The organism is Enterobacter cloacae complex sp. P18RS, from assembly GCF_014982105.1.
In the GTDB taxonomy this organism is placed as follows: domain Bacteria; phylum Pseudomonadota; class Gammaproteobacteria; order Enterobacterales; family Enterobacteriaceae; genus Enterobacter; species Enterobacter hormaechei_C.
In genome coordinates, this window is sequence record NZ_JADCKV010000006.1 from 75648 (window position 1) to 93465 (window position 17818).

Sequence of the window (17818 nt, forward strand, 5' to 3'; positions counted from 1 at the left end):
CCCATGAAAATATTATCCCCTTTAACGGTATGCCTTGCTGTCCTGCTTAGTGCTGGCTGCGCCGACTCTCTGAAAAGCGACTATCAGCCTCCTGAGGTGAAATACCCTGCCAACTGGTATCAGGCGGATGCTGCGGAGGAGAGGATGCCGTTCGACTGGCAGGCCTTTAACGATCCAGACCTCGACGGCTGGCTGCGGCAGGTGATGGTGCGCAATAACGATGTCGCTGGAGCGGTATTGCGTGTTTATCGCGCCCGCCTGGAAGAAGAGCGGATTGGCATCACAAACGATCCGGGACTAAAAGGTTCGCTCGCGCTTGACGGTAAAAAACAGCTGAACAGCTCAGCCCACTGGAGCAGGGGCAGCGTTGCCAGTATTAATACCAGCTATGAGCTGGATCTGTGGGGCAAAATAGCGCGGCAGCGCGATGCGAAGGCGTGGGCACGTTTTGCCTCGGAAGAGGATCTGCGTTCTGCACGCCTGACGCTGCTTTCAAATGCCAGTAATAATTACTGGCGCTTAGGCTTTATTAACCAGCAGTTGTCTGTCCTGCAACAAAGCATCGACTATGCAAAAGAGACGCTGCGCCTGGCTAACGCGCGCTATGCCGCGGGCGGTGCCTCCTCTCTGGATGTTGTGGATGCTCAGCAGGGCGTGCTTTCGCAGGAAAACAGGCTGGCGGCGTTGAAGAATGAACGTTTACAGGCGCTCAATCAGCAAGCCGTTTTGCTTGGAACCGCGCCGGGCAGCGCGATAGTCGAACCGAAAGCGTTACCAATGGGACCACTGCCGCAGGTCAGTGGAAAGATCCCGGTCAACGTGCTGCGGCATCGACCCGATATCAGCGCTAAAGAGTGGCGGGTACGGGAAGCATTGGCCACCGTTGATGTCCAGCGTACTGCATTTTATCCAGCGTTTAGTCTGACCGGCTCGCTTGGCACCAGCAGCAGCAGCCTTATGGCCTTCCTGGAAAATCCTGTAGGCTCTGTTGGAGCAAACCTGACCCTGCCGTTCCTGGAATGGAGAGAAAGGGGCATGGACGTGAAGATTGCCCGAAACGACTACGAGCAACGGGTTCTGGAGTTTAAACAGGAACTTTACAAGGCGATGAGTAGCATAGAAGATGCGCTTGCTTTGCGTCATCAACTCCTGGAACAGGAGACGCTTCTACGTGAAGGCCTGGAACTGGCGAAAAAATCAGAGAGGTTAAACGAAGTTCGCTATCGCCAGGGCGCGGTGCGAATTTCTTTCTGGCTTGATGCTCAGGAGAAACGCCGTCAGGCCGAACTGGCACTGTATGAAAATCGCTTTAACCAGTTAAATAATCTGGCAAAAATCTATATGGAGTTCGGCGGTTCGGTATCTTTCCCCTGAATTGCGCAGACTCATTTACGTCTGGCAGCAATATGACTTGCTGCCAGGGCGCAGTTCGCAAGACATCCCTCGTCATTATTCAAACCCATCTCACAAAAATCGTTCCTCCCCTTTGATCGAAATTTCATCTCCGGCTATATGACTAGTCATATCATTTAAATGACTAGTCATATAGGAGGAAACCATGAATCAATCACTGCCAGCCAACTTCTTATGGGGCAACTCGGTGTCGAGCATGCAGACGGAAGGGGCCTGGAATGAGGGCGGAAAGGGGATGTCGGTGTACGACATTCGCGAAGCCGGTGAAAATATCTCTGACTGGAAAGTGGCCACCGACTCCTACCACCGCTACAGGGAAGATTTCGACCTGATGCAGGATCTGGGCATGAACTGCTACCGCTTCCAGATCTCCTGGAGCCGCGTCTGCCCGCAGGGTGAAGGCGATTTTAACGACGAGGGTATCGCCTTTTACGACCGCTTTATCGACGATCTGATCGCCCGCGGTATCGAGCCGATGGTCTGCCTCTACCATTTCGATATGCCGCTGGCGCTGGCACAGGAGTACAACGGATTTAACGATCGTCGCGTCGTGGAGGCGTTTATCCGCTACGGCAAAAAGATGATCGACTGCTTTGGTGACCGGGTGAAGTACTGGCTGACCTTTAACGAGCAGAATATTTTCCACATGCCGATAGCCTTTCGCATCTCCGGCTATATGAAGGGGGAGGAAACCCTGCGCGAGCTGTACGAAGTGCAGCATCACACCATGGTGGCGCACATGGCGCTGACCGAGTACCTGCACCAGACTAAGCCGGGCAAGCTGATGGGCGGCATGCTGGCGCACCAGCTGATTTATCCGGCCACCTGCAAACCGCGTGACATCTTCTGCGCCCAGCAGTACGACGAATTCCTCAACCAGAACCTGCTGCGCGTCTTCGCGGGCCAGGGCTACAGCCCGGCGGTGATGGCGGTGGTGGAGCAGGAAGGCTTCGGCGATATCTACCGCGCAGACGATCTCGCGCTGTTTGCGCGCACGAAGAACGACTTTATGGCCTTCAGCTACTATGCCAGCAAAACGCTGGACAGCGATGCCATCCCGGAAGGCACGCCGGTGAACTATTACCTGCTGCACGGCGAGAAAAACAATCCGTACCTGAAGGCCACCGAGTGGAACTGGCAGATCGATCCGCTGGGCTTTCGCACCATCATCACCCGCTATGCCAACGACTGGCGGATGCCAGTATTCCCGATTGAGAACGGCATTGGGGTGATTGAGTCCTGGGATGGCGTAAACCCCATAGAGGATACCTACCGCATCGACTACCACCGGGCGCATATCGAGGCCATGAAAGAGGCGATGTTCGAGGACGGGGCAGAGGTATTGGGCTATCTCGGCTGGGGGTTGATTGACATTCTCAGCTCGCAGGGTGACATGCGCAAGCGCTACGGCGTGGTCTACGTCAACCGTGAAAACCACGACCTGAAAGACCTGAAGCGCGTGCCGAAGAAGAGCTATGCGTGGTTAAAACATGTTATCCATACCAACGGACGCGAGATGTAAGCCGTACGCTGCCGGGCCGTTTTTGTGACTGATTGATGGGAACTATCCGCTATGTCTGAAACAAAAATAACACCGCACATGCAGTCTTTTGTCGATAAATTTGTTGAGTTCTCGGCGCGCCTGGCAAACCAGATGCATCTTCGCTCCCTGCGCGATGCCTTCGCCACGGTAATGCCGATTTTCATCCTCGCCGGTCTGGCTGTGCTGGTGAATAACGTGGTGTTCCCCTGGATCTTAGAGGGCGACACGCTCACGCAGTTTAAGGTGTGGGGCGAGGCGATCATCAACGGCACGCTGAACATCGCCGCGCTGCTGCTGGCGCCGATGATCGCCTGGTCGCTGGCGCGCAACAAAGATTTCGACAATCCGGTCTCGGCAGTGGTTATCGCCGTCAGCAGTTTCATCATCATGATGCCGATGCGCTTACAGATTACCCCCGTCGGCAGCGACGCCACGGTAAACGTTACCCAGGTGCTGACGTTCGCCAATATCGGCTCCACCGGGATTTTCGCCGGGGTGCTGATTGGGCTGCTCTCAACCGAGCTGTTTATCGCCATTTCACGGCTGAAGGCGCTGCACATTTCGCTGGGGGAGAACGTACCGCCAGCGGTGAGCAAATCCTTTACCGCGCTGATCCCGACGATCCTCACGCTCTCCCTGTTTGCGGTGCTGGCGGCTATACTGGCGAACGTGCTGCACACGGATCTGATCCATCTCATTACGACATTTATTCAGCAGCCGCTGCGGCTGATCAACACCAGCCTGCCCGGGACGATCTTCATTTACAGCTTCGGTAACTTCCTGTTCACGCTCGGTATTCATCAGTCGGTGGTCAACAGCGTGGTGCTGGAGCCATTCCTGCTGATCAATACCAATGAGAATATGCTGGCCTTTGCCAACGGCCAGCCGATCCCGCACATCATCAACAACATCTTTGTGCCGACCTTTGGCATGGTGGGCGGGACGGGCAGCACAATCTCATTGCTGATTGCTATCTTCATCTTCTCAAGACAGAAATCAGCGAAGCAGGTGGCGCGTCTGTCGCTGGCGCCGGGTCTGTTTAACATCAACGAGCCGGTGATTTTCGGCCTGCCGATAGTCTTTAACCTGCCGCTAATGATCCCGTTTGTGCTGCTGCCCGCTATCGGGATTTACTTTGCGTGGCTCTGTACCACGCTGGGGCTCATGTCGCGCTGCGTGGTGATGATCCCGTGGACGACCCCGCCGATCCTCAGCGCCTGGCTGGCAACGGCGGGGGACTGGCGGGCGGTGGTGGTGCAGTTGGCAATCATCGTATTTGGTGTATTCTTCTACCTGCCTTTCCTCAAAGTTGCCGAGCGAGTGGCGTTGAAAAACAGCGGGACAGAACACTAATTTAAGGAAGGACGATGGCGGCGAAGTACATCACCATAGCGCGGGAAATTAAGAAACGCATTATCACCCAGCAGTACGCCGCCAATGAACCTCTGCCGGACCAGTTTGCGCTGGCGGCGGAGTTCAGCACCAGCCGGATGACCATTCAGCAGGCGATGCGTCAGCTGATCGTAGAAGGGCTGGTCTATACCCGACAGGGGCAGGGCACGTTCATCCGCAAAAATTTCCTCCAGCTTTCCCAGTGGGATCTCTCCGGCAGCGACTACTTCGGGGCGACCAAAACCTGGGAACATTTAGGCACGGTGACGAGTCAGGTGGTGCACTTCGAACTGCGCTTCCCGAACGAGAAAGAGCAGGCATCGCTGATGATAAATCCGGATACGCCGATCTATGACTTTATCCGTCTGCGTTTACTGAACGGTGAGCCGATGTCTCTGGACGCTACGGTAATGCCGCTCAATCTGGTGCCCGGTCTGAACAAAACCCATCTTGAAAGTTCGGTATTCCGGTATGTACAGGAGACGCTGGGGCTGAAGATCATGGGATCGTATCGGGTGGTGCGGGCGCTGAAGCCCAGTGCGCTGGATATGCAACACCTTGTCTGCGAGCCAACCGACCCGGTGCTGGAGGTAGAGCAGGTGATCTATCTTGAAGATGGTACGCCGCTGGAGTACGCCCATTGTCACTATCGCTATGACCATGGCGGCATCGTTATCGTGAATAACGGATAAAAAAAAGCGGGCCCCGCGGCCCGCTTTTTTTATTCTCACGATTAGTTCAGACGCACCGGCATACCGGAACGGTTCTGAATCGCCTGGTCAACAATGGTCGTGTCAACATCCGCCTGAGAGGTGACAGACTGCACCGCGCTGGTCAGCTTAATCGGTACGATTTCGTTGTTGTTGATCTGATCTTCGCTGGTGGACAGCGGGTTATGCACTTCAATGTAACGGCTGCCGTCCGGCTCTGACGTCGCTTTCACCGGTTCGTTAATGAACTGCACGCGCGTACCGACCGGCACGTTATCGAACAGGAATTTGATGTCTTCATTACGCAGACGCACGCAGCCGTGGCTTACGCGCAGGCCGATACCGAAGTTGGCGTTAGTACCGTGGATGGCATACAGACGTCCAATGTACAGCGCGTACAGACCCATCGGGTTATCCGGGCCGGCAGGCACAACGGCTGGCAGCGGTTCGCCGGCAGCAATGTACTCAGCGTGCATTTTGGCGGTCGGCGTCCAGGTTGGGCCCGCTTTCTTACGCTCCACTTTGGTGGTCCAGTTCAGCGGAGTGTCTTTACCCAGCTGACCGATACCGATAGGCAGCACGATCACGGTGTTGGTGCCTTTCGGGTAGTAATACAGACGCATTTCGGCGCTGTTAATCACGATACCTTCGTGCACGGTATCCGGCAGGATCAGCTGCTGTGGAATGTTGAGTACGGTACCCGCTTTCGGCAGATACGGGTCAACGCCCGGGTTCGCCTCCAGCATGTTCGACAGACCGAGCTGATACTGCGCCGCGAAGTATTCCAGCGGCTGAGAGTTCCCTTCCGGCACCGTCACCACCTGGTTTTCACCCACCAGACGGCTTCCGTCTGTCGGCAGGGGATACGTCACCGCAGACGCGGTCTTACAAAAACCTACTACGGCTAACGCCGCCGCAAAAAGCGTTGTTAATTTCATGTTCATGTTATGCGAGGTATCTAAGCCATTCTGGCGATGAGTTGATAAGTCTGAATCGGTAATGGGAGCGCATTATATGTGCATTCCCGTTAACTGGGAATTCAGATGTGTACGAAATCACATTTTTTTCGATTTTGTTAAAGTTTAGTGGATTACCGCAACAGGGGATCTCAATTCGGAATTGTGGCATAATGCCGCGTTTATCACACTTTTCGCAGGAATCTCTCCGTGTTAGTTACCAGCAACGTCACTATGCAGTTTGGCAGTAAGCCGCTGTTCGAAAACATTTCCGTCAAATTTGGCGGCGGCAACCGTTACGGCCTGATTGGTGCCAACGGTAGCGGAAAATCCACCTTTATGAAGATCCTCGGCGGTGACCTGGAGCCAACGCTCGGTAACGTGTCGCTCGACCCTAACGAGCGCATCGGTAAGCTGCGTCAGGATCAGTTCGCCTTCGAAGAGTTCACCGTGCTCGACACCGTGATCATGGGGCACGCGGAGCTGTGGGAAGTGAAGCAGGAGCGCGATCGTATCTACGGTCTCGCTGAGATGAGCGAAGAAGACGGTTACAAAGTGGCCGACCTGGAAACGCAATACGGCGAAATGGACGGCTACTCTGCGGAAGCGCGTGCGGGCGAACTGCTGCTGGGCGTCGGTATTCCGGTTGAACAGCATTACGGCCCGATGAGCGAAGTCGCGCCAGGCTGGAAGCTGCGTGTGCTGCTGGCACAGGCGCTGTTCTCTAACCCGGACATCCTGCTGCTCGACGAACCGACGAACAACCTGGACATCGACACCATCCGCTGGCTGGAGCAGACGCTGAACGATCGCGACAGCACCATGATCATCATCTCGCACGACCGTCACTTCCTGAACATGGTGTGTACCCACATGGCGGATCTGGACTACGGCGAGCTGCGCGTTTATCCGGGCAACTACGATGAGTACATGACGGCGGCAACCCAGGCGCGCGAGCGTCTGCTGGCCGACAACGCCAAGAAGAAAGCGCAGATTGCTGACCTGCAATCCTTCGTCAGCCGCTTCAGCGCCAACGCCTCTAAATCGCGCCAGGCAACGTCGCGTGCCCGTCAGATCGACAAAATCAAGCTGGAAGAGGTTAAAGCCTCCAGCCGTCAGAACCCGTTCATTCGCTTCGAGCAGGACAAGAAGCTGTTCCGTAACGCGCTGGAAGTGGAAGCCCTCACCAAAGGCTTCGATGAAGGCCCGCTGTTCAAAAACTTCAACCTGCTGCTGGAAGTGGGCGAGAAGATTGCCATCCTCGGCGCCAACGGCGTGGGTAAATCCACTATGCTGAAAACCCTGGTCGGTGAACTGCAACCGGATAACGGTACCGTGAAATGGTCTGAAAACGCGCAGATTGGTTACTACGCGCAGGACCATGAATATGAGTTTGAAAACGATCTGACCGTCTTCGACTGGATGAGCCAGTGGAAGCAGGAAGGCGACGACGAGCAGGCGGTACGCAGCATTCTGGGGCGTCTGCTGTTCAGCCAGGACGACATCAAAAAGCCCGCCAAAGTGCTCTCCGGTGGTGAAAAGGGCCGTATGCTGTTCGGCAAGCTGATGATGGAAAAACCGAATATTCTGGTGATGGACGAACCGACCAACCACCTGGATATGGAATCTATTGAGTCGCTGAACATGGCGCTGGAGATGTATCAGGGCACCCTGATCTTCGTCTCTCACGACCGTGAGTTCGTTAGCTCGCTGGCGACCCGCGTGATCGAAATTACGCCAGAGCGCGTGGTGGACTTCACCGGTAACTACGAAGATTACCTGCGCAGTAAAGGTATCGACGGCTAAAAAAAAGCCCGGTGACGCTTCGCTTACCGGGCCTACGGATCAGTTTGTAGGCCGGGTAAGGCGAAGCCGCCACCCGGCATTGTTCAGAGCACCCACTCGCCCCCTTCAACTCCGTTCACCCGCAGCGTACGTTTTTCCCCCGCCGGTAATGACACCTTCAGCGCCTTCCATGCCGGACGATAGTCGCCGCGCGCATTCACCTTCAGGTTGATACTTGCGCCGTCGCACACCATCTCCCATTCCACCCACAGCGCATTGCCGTCCTGGTAGCCCCAGCTTTCGCCGTCATCCTCAAACAGCAGCCCGGCGGTGGTGCCGACGCCTTTCACCGGGAACAGTTTCAGCTCACGGGTATCGTCTTTATCTGCGCTCACGTGACGGATGCGCTCGCTGAGCGGCAAACCGGCCCCGGCGCGTACCAGCAGCGGCAGCTTTTCCAGCGGCGCATCAAGGACGATCGCCTGGCCGCCCGCATACCACGCGTGGGTGTAAAAATCGTACCAGCCCGTTTCGTTATCCGGCAGCCAGACGCGGCGCTCGCGCTGCCCGGCTTCGACGACGCTGGCCACCAGCAGGTCACGGCCCAGCAGGAAGTCGTCGCACTCTTCAAACGTCTGCGCATCGTGCTCATGATCGAGGAAGGTCGGGCGCAGCATCGGCTCGTCGTCGGCGTGCGCCTGCCAGAGCAGGGTGTAGAGATACGGCAGCAGGCGGTAGCGCAGTTCAATGGCGCTGCGAATCGCAGGCGTGACGCCCGGGTACATCCACGGCTCGTTCACCGTGTGATCATCGTTCCACGAGTGAATGGTAAAGCGCGGGTGCATCACGCCGTTCTGTACCCAGCGCACGAACAGCTCGGCATCCGGCTTGTCGCCGGAGAAACCGCCGACGTCGTGACCGACGTTGAACAGTCCGGACAGGCTCATGCCCAGCCCCATGCGGATGTTATAACGCAGGGTGTCCCAGTTGGTGCGGTTGTCGCCGCTCCAGGTCTGAACGTAGCGCTGCATCCCGGCGCAGCCGGAGCGGGAGATCAGATACGGACGTTTCTCCGGCGCAAAGCGCTGCTGCGCTTCCAGCGAGGCGCGCATCATCAGCAGCGGCATCACCGGGCGAATGTGCTTGATGGCGATCTCCTGACCGAAGCCATAGCAGCGCGCTTCCCCGTCCCACACTTCATACTCGTTGTTGTCGTTCCAGGTGGAGTCGATGCCCATCTCCAGCAGCTGCGTGGTCACGCCGTTCTGCCACCACTGCACCGTCTGCGGGTTGGTGAAGTCGAGATGCGATCCTTCGTCATCCCAGAAGCTGGAACGTTCAGGCGCATCGGTTTCTGAATCACGAATGAACAGGCCGCGTTCCGCCACTTCGCTGTAGCGGGGATGATCCTGCAACAGACACGGCTTGATGTTGGCCGCAAGCCGCAGCCCCGCGTCGTGGAACGCCTGGCTCATCACCTTCGGCTGCGGCACTTTGTCGTAGTTCCAGTTAAAGACGTAGCGCTTGCCGTTAATCGAGGTATAGCCGGAGGAGAGCTGGAACGAGTCGCACGGAATGGCATGCTCATCGCACAGGCGGATGAAGTTCATCAGCTGGTTTTGCGCGTCCGGCGCGTCGGTGTAGTGCATGGTCGAGCCGCTGTAGCCCAGGCTCCACTTCGGTCCGAACAGCGTTTTCCCCGTCAGGCGCACGAAGGCTTTCGTCACGTCCAGCACGCGCTTGCCGGTGAAGAGGTAGTAGTCAATATCGCCCGCTTCCGCCTGCCAGCGGCGGTAGGCGGTGTGATAGTTGTCGATCTCGTTACCCAGATCCAGCCAGCAGTTGCTCAGGTTATCGTAGAACAGACCGTAGCTCACGTCATCGCGACGGGTGAGGGTGAACGGGATGTGCTTGTAAAGCGGATCGGTGCTGGCCGCGTTATAGCCCATCGCGTCCAGGTTACGCATCTCATAGCGTTTGCCGTTGCGCTGTAAATCACCCGCTTTCTCACCCAGACCGTAAAAACGTTCATCCTTACGACGGCTAAGATAGTGCGCCACGCCGTCACCGTGGGCGTTCAGCAGGTAGGCGCTGGTCGGGCGGTCATTGACCAGCGGCTGCCACTCGCCCGCCTCATTGCGGTAGTGCCACTCCAGCCACAGCGGCTGGTGGACGGTGACGCGCAGCTGTTCAGTCGCTACGGTTAACGTGTCGTCCTGCTGCGTCAGCGTCCAGGCAGGGCAGGTGAAGCCGCTGACATCGTCACGACGGCGGCCTTCCCACGGCACATCTTGTTCCGGCGCGATGCTCCAGGTGCGGTTCAGCGCCAGCTCGCCTTTACGTTTGATCAGCACGCGGAACAGGTTCTCTTCCAGCACGTACAGGCACAGGCGGTGCTGGTTATCGATTAGCAGTTCCAGATGATTCGCCGACTGCGTATCGACGGTCCAGTTTTTCAGGGTTTTCATATGCAATACATCCACTATCAGGCGCGCTTGGCGCGACGTTCAGCAATAAATGCCACCAGGAAGACAGCGCCAAGCAGGTCAAAGAAGCCCATGGCGATAAAGAGCGGGTTAAAGCCGATTTTGTCGGCGGTCACCCCAATCAAAAGGGAGAACAGGAAGCTGGCGATCCACGCCGCCGAGCCGCGCATGCCGTTGACCGTCGCCATCTGGCCTTTGTCGAACGACTCCACGACCAGCGCGCTAAGCATGCAGGAGATGATCTGGTGCCCGAAGCCGCCGATGGAGATCAGCACGATGGTGATATACGGGTCGCGGGTCACGGCCACGACGGCCAGAGAAATCATCAGAAACGCGCCGGTGACGGAGCTGGCTACCACCGAGTTGACGCGGGTGCAGCCAAACCAGCGGGTGTAGAGCCGGGTGAGGTAGCCGCTCGCCACGCTGCCGAGGTCGGCGGCCAGGAACGGCAGCCAGGCGAACATCGCGATCTGCTTCAAATCCATACCGTGCTCTTTGGCGAGGTACAGCGGCACCCAGAAGCTCAGCACGGCCCAGGCCGGTTCCGCCATAAAGGCCGGGATGGCGATACCGTAGAAACGTTTGTTCTTCGAGACGGTTTTCAGCGCGGTCAGGAAGGGCAGTTTGACCGGCGCAGGTTCGTTATCCTGCTTGATAAACGCCAGTTCATCGCGGCTCAGGTTCGGGTGCTGTTCCGGGTTGTGATAAAACGCCCACCACAGGATCACCCACAGCAGCGCCAGCACGCCGGTAAACATAAACGCACCCTGCCAGCCGAACGACGCGTGGGCAAAGTAGATGATAGGCGGGGCCAGCATGGCCCCAATGGAGAAGCCTACCCCCGCCCAGCCTGCGGCAACAGGGCGCTCTGATTTCGGGAACCATTCACCGATGGTTTTGGCGTTCGCTGGCGTGGCGGCGGCCTCAGAGGCACCCATAAAGAAGCGCAGAATCGCCAGGTGCAGCCAGCTTCCGGCACCCGCGTGGAAGATACACATCAGCGCCCAGATCCCGGCGCAGACCATAAAGCCGATTTTCAGGCCGATAACGTCAATCAGCCAGCCGCACAGGGGCTGGAAAATGGTGTAGGCGATCTGGAACGCGCCGACGATCCAGGAGTACTGCTCGGTGGTGATCCCGAGGCTCTCTTTCAGTTCAGGGGCGAGAATACCTAACGAATTACGGGTGATGTAGTTAACGGTCACGCCGAGAAGAAACAGCACCAGTACGTACCAGCGCAGGTTCCTGATGACGCGACGTGTTTTGCTTGTCGCTACGGTGTTATTGATGTCCTGACTCATTTTCTTCTCCACAAGACGGACGGTAAGGGGACAAAGGTTCAGGTGTCACACAGCGTCAGGCGTTTGAAAGTTATCTGTTTTAGAGCGCTAAGCTGCTATACAACTAGTATGGAAGTTGTGTGACAGGTTCACCTTAAGAAAGAAATTGGGCAGGGAATAGTGGATTTTGTGCAAACTTTCTCATAACCGAGGTTTAATTTTCGGCATTATGGCCTTCTCGCAAGTTATTACCTGATAAACAAGTTGTGAGAATTTTTTCATTTCACATCCGGAGCCAGATCACAAAATGGACAAAAGGCTTAAAATCACCGAAATCGCCGCCCGGACGCAGCTCTCCATCAGCACCGTTTCTCGCGTGCTGGCGGGGAAGGCAAACACCAGCGAAAAAGCACGGTCAAAGGTGCTGGCGTGCGCGCGGGAGCTGGGGGTAATGGACGGCATGGCGGCGGGGCGTCTGCTGCTTAACAGCCTGGTGGTGTTTGCCCCGCAGCGGGCGTTTGACGAGCGGTCCGACATCTTTTACTACCGCGTCATCCAGAGCGTGAGCAAAGGGCTGGCCTCGCACGAGGTGCGTCTGCGTTACTGTGCGCTGGAGGAGAACGACAGCGATGCCCAGCTGTTTCTGGCCCGCATGAACGAAGTGGACACCCAGGCGGCGATCCTCCTTGGTATCGACGATCCGCATATCCACGATCTGGCGGTAGACGTGGGCAAACCCTGTATGCTGATTAACTGCCGGGACCGCCACATGCGCCTGCCCGCCGTCGCGCCGGATCATCGCGCGATTGGCGAGCGGGCGGCAGAGTACCTGTTCGAGATGGGGCACCGGGAGGTGATGAACGTGCTGTGCCTGCGTCGCTACACCATGGAGCTGCGCCTGTCCGGGATCCGCGACGCGTGGCACGGTCATAACCTCAGGTTCAGCGACAGGCGCGACCTGCTGATGGTGTCCAGCTTCAGCGCCAGAGAGACGGAGCAGCTGGTAAGCGAGTGGCTTCACCAGCAGAAAGGGAAGGACCTGCCAACGGCGTTCCTGGTTGGTGGTGATTTTATGGCGGCGGGGACCATCAGCGCGCTGCAAAAACACGGTCTGCGCGTGCCGCAGGATGTCTCGGTGATGAGCATCGACGGCTTTAATCTCGCGGCGATTCAGGATGTGCCCTTAACCGCGGTACATGTTCCGCGTGATGAGCTGGGAACGGAAGCGGTGCATATGCTCCAGCAGCGGCTGATGCGCCCGGACGCGCCGGTGGGAACATTGCTGCTAAACGGCACGCTGACCGTGCGGGAGTCGGTCCGGCGGATACGTCAGGGGAAACGACGTACCGCCGTAGAGCGGGAAGGGCTGTACGACGGTTAAGCCATGCCCAGCGCGCGCCTGCCGTGGATGTTGAGATCGGCCACGGTAAAGCGGCCCTGCCAGCTTTTCTCATAATCCTCGCGCGGGAAATCGCCCGGTGACGCGCCGGTTTCCAGCGCTTCCTTGACCTTTTTCGCATAGGCGAGATTCTTCTCGCACATTGGCGCGGCAGGAATATACATCACGTTGCCCCAGCCCTGCTGATTTTCCACCGGCGCGACGGAGTGGATCACATCGCAGTGCCACCACACGGAATCACCGGCTTCCAGCGCCGGAATGCTGGTTAACGCTTCGATCAGCAGCGGATGCCACTTCTCAGAAATCGGCAGCACGCGCCCCGGCGCCACGCCGCACAGCTCGTCTTCCGGCACGTCGTCCAGCAGCGGACGCAGCAGAATATAGGCCATTGCCTCCGGGATCGGCACCACGTGCAGCAAGCCCTGTCCGGGGATCATGTCCGACAGCGCCGTCCAGCCCTGGAAGGTGCGGAACACCGAGCATTTGGTGGTGTTATCGACGGTGTACTCTTCCACTTCGGTACGATGCGCGGCATTCCACGGATCGTATTTCTCAACGTTGCCGTCAAACACGCGGGCAAAGACCTGCTGATAAGCGGGCAGCAGCCAGCGCTCCAGCGCGCCAGAATCGGTGTGTGCGCCAAGTCCTTTCGAGGTGGTTCCCGGCGGGCGGCGGCGGATGCGGTCAGGGTAAATCACGCTCACGTCCGGGTCGAACCACTGTTTACCGTTGCTCTCAAATGTCCATAAACGGTTCAGGAATGACTGTACCTGCGCCATCTCTTCACTCTGGCGCGCCTGCATTTGCGCCTGAGACCAGTAGATCGGATAAATCTCCGGACGAGAGGCCGTTAAGGTGCCGAAGAAGTTATCGCCGGGTCCTTTGTACACCTCGTCAAATTTGTTCAGATCGAGGTAGTCGAGCATCGACTGATCCCACGCCAGCGCCTGCTCGCGCGGGAAGTGGCCTTTGATCACCGCGCAGCCGCGACGTTTAACGGCTTCGCGCTGTTCGGCGGTGATCGTGCCGTTTTTCACGTCGGCAAAAGGGATCACTGGCCAGACGGTTTCGCCTTTGTTTTTGAGAGCGTTGATTTCCGCCACGCGGGTGGCGATTTTATCGCTGAGCCGGTCGAACACCGCCTGCACGTCGCCGATCTGCGCGCGTAATTCACGTTTCATCTGACGGATTGCCGCTTTATGGTCCGCTGGCAACGTTTCGCTGGTAAAGGTCATAACTGCCTCGCATCTTTCATTCGAAAGTAAAAGTGTCTACAAGTGATACTTTAAGTTAAAAAAAAGTTAATGCAAGTTTAAAACCTTGACGGGTGCCACAGGATGGGAAAAGAGTGAGAGGCCGGAGCGAGGCTCCGGCAGGTAGGGGGATCAGGCGCCGAACGGGGAGTGCGCGTCGAGCACGGCCTGAATCACATTCAGCGCGCCCTGATGGTTGTTATCGTCGGTAGTGTAACGGCTGACCTCTTTAATGGTGTCCGCCGCGTTGCCCATCGCAAAGGAGTATTTCACCAGCTTCAGCATTTCCGCATCGTTGCCGCTGTCGCCAATGCCGACGCACGCCTGAGGTGAGACTTTCCAGCGTTTAAGCAGGCGGCTGATGCCGTTGGCCTTGTGCAGGCCGGGGATAATCAAATCGACAAAACCGAAGCCGCTGGTGACCGGCTTCATGATGCCGTCCAGGGAGACATGCAGTTTATCAACCAGATTCGGGATATCGCTGTCCGGCAGGTTCAGGGAGAATTTAAACAGCACGTCGTCAATTTCGCGGTAATCGCTGATGGGTTTTAAGCGATGGTAGTGTTTCGACATCAGCTTCACGAACGCTTCTGGTGCTTTATCGCTGACGTACGCGCTCTCCAGCCCGCAGGCCACAAAGTTCAGCCCTTTGTCTTTCAGCAACTCGCCAATGACGATCTGCGACTCATGACGCGTCAGTTCGCCGTGGAAAATCTGTTCGCCGTGATCGAAGACCAGCGCGCCGTTTTCCGCGACGAAGGAGATCTGATCTTTCAGCTCCGGGAAGAAGGAGATGAGCTGGTAATACTGGTTGCCGCTGGCGACAACAAATTCAATGTCGCGGGCTTTAAGCTGCTCAAACTGTGCCTGGAAGCGGTCACGATCGTACTGCTTGGCATCATCAAGGAAAGTTCCGTCCATATCGGTGACGATAACTTTTACGGTCATACTGTGCTCCTGGGTCACTGCGTTTGAAACATTCTAATAACAAGGTGACGGGGAGCACAAATTTAATTTCATTCGAAAGTCAAAGCAAAACGGCAACCGAAGTTGCCGTTTTTAGTGTTTTCTCCCTCTCCCCGTGGGAGAGGGCCGGGGTGAGGGCATCAGGGTGCGCATTTCCCCCTCACCCTAACCCTCTCCCTCAAGGGAGAGGGGATAAACCGTTACAGCGTATGCTCAGTACGAGCGATAATATCGTCCTGCGCATCCGGCGACAGGGCGGTGAAGAACGCCGAGTAACCCGCGACGCGCACCACCAGGTCACGATACTGATCCGGGTGTTTCTTCGCTTCCAGCAGCGTTTCGCGGGAGACGATGTTGTACTGAATGTGCCAGCCTTTATGCACCTCGAAGAAGGTGCGCAGCAGCACCATCAGCTTCTGGCGATCGCTGTCGTTTTCCAGCGTCGACGGGTTCAGCTTCTGGTTTAGCAGCACTCCGCCGAGAATCGCTTCCGTCGGCAGTTTACCCACGGAGCCAATCACCGCCGTCGGGCCGAGGTGGTCGGTACCGGAGGCCGGGCTTGCCCCTTCCGCCAGCGGGGTGTGGGCTTTACGGCCGTCCGGCGTTGCCATGGTTGCTGCGCCAAACGGCACGTTTGCGGAGATAGACGACGTGCCCGCATAGTAGTTACCCCCAATCGGGCCGCGGCCGTAGCGTGGGTTATGGTACTGCTTCAGCTCTTCAATGTAGGTTTCGTAGGCACGGGTCAGCAGCAGGTCCACGCTGTCGTCGTCGTTGCCGTACTTCGGCGCGCCGTTGATCAGGCGCTGGCGCAGCTGCTCGTGGGTCAGCCCCTCGAAGTCATCCGCCAGCGCCGCCGCCAGCTGTTGCTGACCGATAACGCCCTGGTCAAACACCAGCTTCTTCACCGCTGCCAGGCTGTTGCCGAGGTTGGCGATCCCCACCTGTAGGCCGGAAACCCAGTCATACTTCGCGCCGCCCTGCTTAATGCTTTTCGCGCGTTCGATACAGTCGTCCACCAGCGCCGAGCAGAGAATATCGTGGACATTCTCTTCCAGCATGGTGTCCACCACGTACTCGATCTCAATGGATTTGCGGGTGTAGTAGCGGATCTGGTTATCCCACGCCGCCATGACCTCATCAAAATTCCCGAAGTTACCGGCAGAAAGCGCTTTTTCCTGCGGCAGGAACACCTGGCCGCTGGTGGCGTCGCGACCGCCTTCCAGCGCCGCCAGCATCACGCGGGCGAAGTTGATAAAGCTCATGCCGGTGCAGCGATAGCCCCACTTGCCGCCGACGGCGGTTTCGATGCAGCCAATCGCCGCATAGTCATACGCGTCCTCTCGTTCCACGCCGAGCTTGATAAATTCCGGGATGACGATTTCATCGTTGTTAAACGCCGGCATCCCGAAGCCGCAGCGGATCACCTGCACGCAGGCGTCGAGGAAGTCGTTGCTCATGCCCGCGTGGTAGCGCACGCTCAGGTTCGGCTGGGTGGAGCGCAGACGGCCGCAGGATTCGAGAATGGCGTAAGAGAGCGGGTTGACCGCGTCCATCGGTTCACCGTTGACCAGCTTCTGGCCGCCGATGGTGACGTTCTGATACAGCGGGCTGCCCGCAGAGGCTTTGGAGTGCGAGCCGGAGCGGATTTTGTTCACTTCCAGCAGCTTCAGCCAGCAGCTGTGCAGCAGCTCAATGGCGTGCTCGCGATCCAGACTCTGGTCCAGCTCCACGTCGCGGCGGTAGTACGGGTAAAGGTACTGGTCCATACGGGCAAAGGAGACGGAGTGACCGTTGGACTCAATTTGCAGGATTAGCTGAATGAAGTAGCACAGCTGTAGCGCCTGCCAGAAGGTTTTTGGCGGCTCGTGAGCAATCACGTCGCAGTTTTCCGCCATGGCCAGCAGCTCGTCGCGGCGGCTGTCGCGGGTTTCTGTCGCGGCCATTTCACGCGCCAGGTCGGCAAAGCGTTTGATGTGCAGGCTTACGGCTTCCAGCACGATATCAATGGCTTTCAGGAACTGGTCGCCGTGCAGATCGTCCAGCACCGTCAGGTTGATGCGCGCCCGGCGCTCGGCCACTTTCGCGCGCAGGCCGTCAAGCCCTTTCTCCAGCACCAGCGGGAAATTCACCGCCAGGTGTGCGTCACCGGAGGTCATGTTGCCTTCCGCTTTGATGATGCCGGTTTCCAGCAGGCCTTTCTGCTCGTCGGTGAACATGCCGTAGCAGCGGTCCTGCACCGTCTGGCCGCGCCACCACGGGCAGATCTCATGCAGCACGCGCTTGTTCTCTTCGCTCACCGCAAAGCCTGCGCCCGGGCGGTCCGCCAGATCGTCGATCTCTTTCTCAATCCAGGAGACGGTGTATTCCGGGAAAATCGGCGCGGCGCGCACTTCGCTTGCCTGGTTACCGATAATCAGCTCGTCGTGTTTGATCCAGATGGTACGTTTTGCCAGGTGGTGGGCGAGGGCCAGTGCGCGACGTACCGGGATCGGCTTGTCCAGATGCTGCTGATACATTTCGGTATAATGCTGTGCGCGCTCGGTACAGACCGGCGGCTTAACGATATGCACCAGCGCCGTTTTGTGCGCCTTAATGCGCTCGCTGAGGGTGTTGAGATTCAGGGTTGTCATAG

At 57.5% G+C, this 17818-nt stretch carries 12 protein-coding genes; 6 read left to right on the top strand and 6 right to left on the bottom strand.

The genetic code is table 11. The features are described 5' to 3' along the window. Positions 1-3: 3 nt before the first annotated feature. The 4 genes from INF61_RS02755 to INF61_RS02770 all read left to right on the top strand — a co-directional run bounded on the left by INF61_RS02755 (position 4) and on the right by INF61_RS02770 (position 5040). Positions 4-1374, top strand: a complete 1371-nt coding sequence (locus tag INF61_RS02755) for an efflux transporter outer membrane subunit (protein ID WP_032620024.1) — start codon at positions 4-6, stop codon at positions 1372-1374. 184 nt (positions 1375-1558) lie between these two features. After that, positions 1559-2935: a glycoside hydrolase family 1 protein gene (locus INF61_RS02760; protein ID WP_193547503.1), complete on the top strand. Its 1377-nt coding sequence runs from the start codon at positions 1559-1561 to the stop codon at positions 2933-2935. 51 nt (positions 2936-2986) lie between these two features. Beyond that, entirely contained in the window at positions 2987-4309 is a 1323-nt protein-coding gene (locus tag INF61_RS02765) for a PTS transporter subunit EIIC (protein WP_193547504.1), read from the top strand. Positions 4310-4323: 14 nt separating this feature from the next. Next, entirely contained in the window at positions 4324-5040 is a 717-nt protein-coding gene (locus INF61_RS02770) for a GntR family transcriptional regulator (protein ID WP_015571043.1), read from the top strand. 41 nt (positions 5041-5081) lie between these two features. Here INF61_RS02770 and ldtB read toward each other — a convergent pair whose 3' ends face one another. Further along, on the bottom strand, positions 5082-6002 hold the full coding sequence (gene ldtB, locus INF61_RS02775) for a L,D-transpeptidase (protein ID WP_015571042.1): 921 nt from the start codon (positions 6000-6002) through the stop codon (positions 5082-5084). 222 nt (positions 6003-6224) lie between these two features. Between ldtB and INF61_RS02780 the strand changes: the two genes are divergently transcribed. Beyond that, positions 6225-7820 (top strand): ABC-F family ATPase, encoded by a 1596-nt coding sequence (locus INF61_RS02780; protein WP_023296172.1) that lies wholly within the window; start codon positions 6225-6227, stop codon positions 7818-7820. A gap of 83 nt (positions 7821-7903) precedes the next feature. On the opposite strand, the gene INF61_RS02785 is transcribed toward INF61_RS02780, so the two are convergent. Both INF61_RS02785 and INF61_RS02790 read right to left on the bottom strand, forming a co-directional pair. Beyond that, positions 7904-10267, bottom strand: a complete 2364-nt coding sequence (locus tag INF61_RS02785) for a glycoside hydrolase family 31 protein (RefSeq protein WP_193547505.1) — start codon at positions 10265-10267, stop codon at positions 7904-7906. A 17-nt stretch (positions 10268-10284) separates the two neighbouring features. Next, complete coding sequence (locus INF61_RS02790; RefSeq protein ID WP_017384901.1) at positions 10285-11586, bottom strand: MFS transporter; 1302 nt, start codon at positions 11584-11586, stop codon at positions 10285-10287. A 286-nt stretch (positions 11587-11872) separates the two neighbouring features. On the opposite strand from INF61_RS02790, the gene INF61_RS02795 reads away from it, so the two are divergent. Continuing rightward, complete coding sequence (locus tag INF61_RS02795; protein WP_045906644.1) at positions 11873-12946, top strand: LacI family DNA-binding transcriptional regulator; 1074 nt, start codon at positions 11873-11875, stop codon at positions 12944-12946. Here INF61_RS02795 and INF61_RS02800 read toward each other — a convergent pair. The 3 genes from INF61_RS02800 to INF61_RS02810 all read right to left on the bottom strand — a co-directional run bounded on the left by INF61_RS02800 (position 12943) and on the right by INF61_RS02810 (position 17816). Further along, a complete protein-coding gene (locus INF61_RS02800) occupies positions 12943-14199 on the bottom strand; it encodes a DUF1479 domain-containing protein (protein WP_017384899.1) in 1257 nt (418 codons plus the stop codon). The two genes, INF61_RS02795 and INF61_RS02800, sit on opposite strands and share 4 nt — an antisense overlap. 150 nt (positions 14200-14349) lie before the next feature. Then, a complete protein-coding gene (locus INF61_RS02805; protein ID WP_149500228.1) occupies positions 14350-15165 on the bottom strand; it encodes a Cof-type HAD-IIB family hydrolase in 816 nt (271 codons plus the stop codon). Positions 15166-15383: 218 nt separating this feature from the next. Further along, a complete protein-coding gene (locus tag INF61_RS02810) occupies positions 15384-17816 on the bottom strand; it encodes a formate C-acetyltransferase/glycerol dehydratase family glycyl radical enzyme (RefSeq protein WP_047740598.1) in 2433 nt (810 codons plus the stop codon). Positions 17817-17818: the final 2 nt, after the last annotated feature.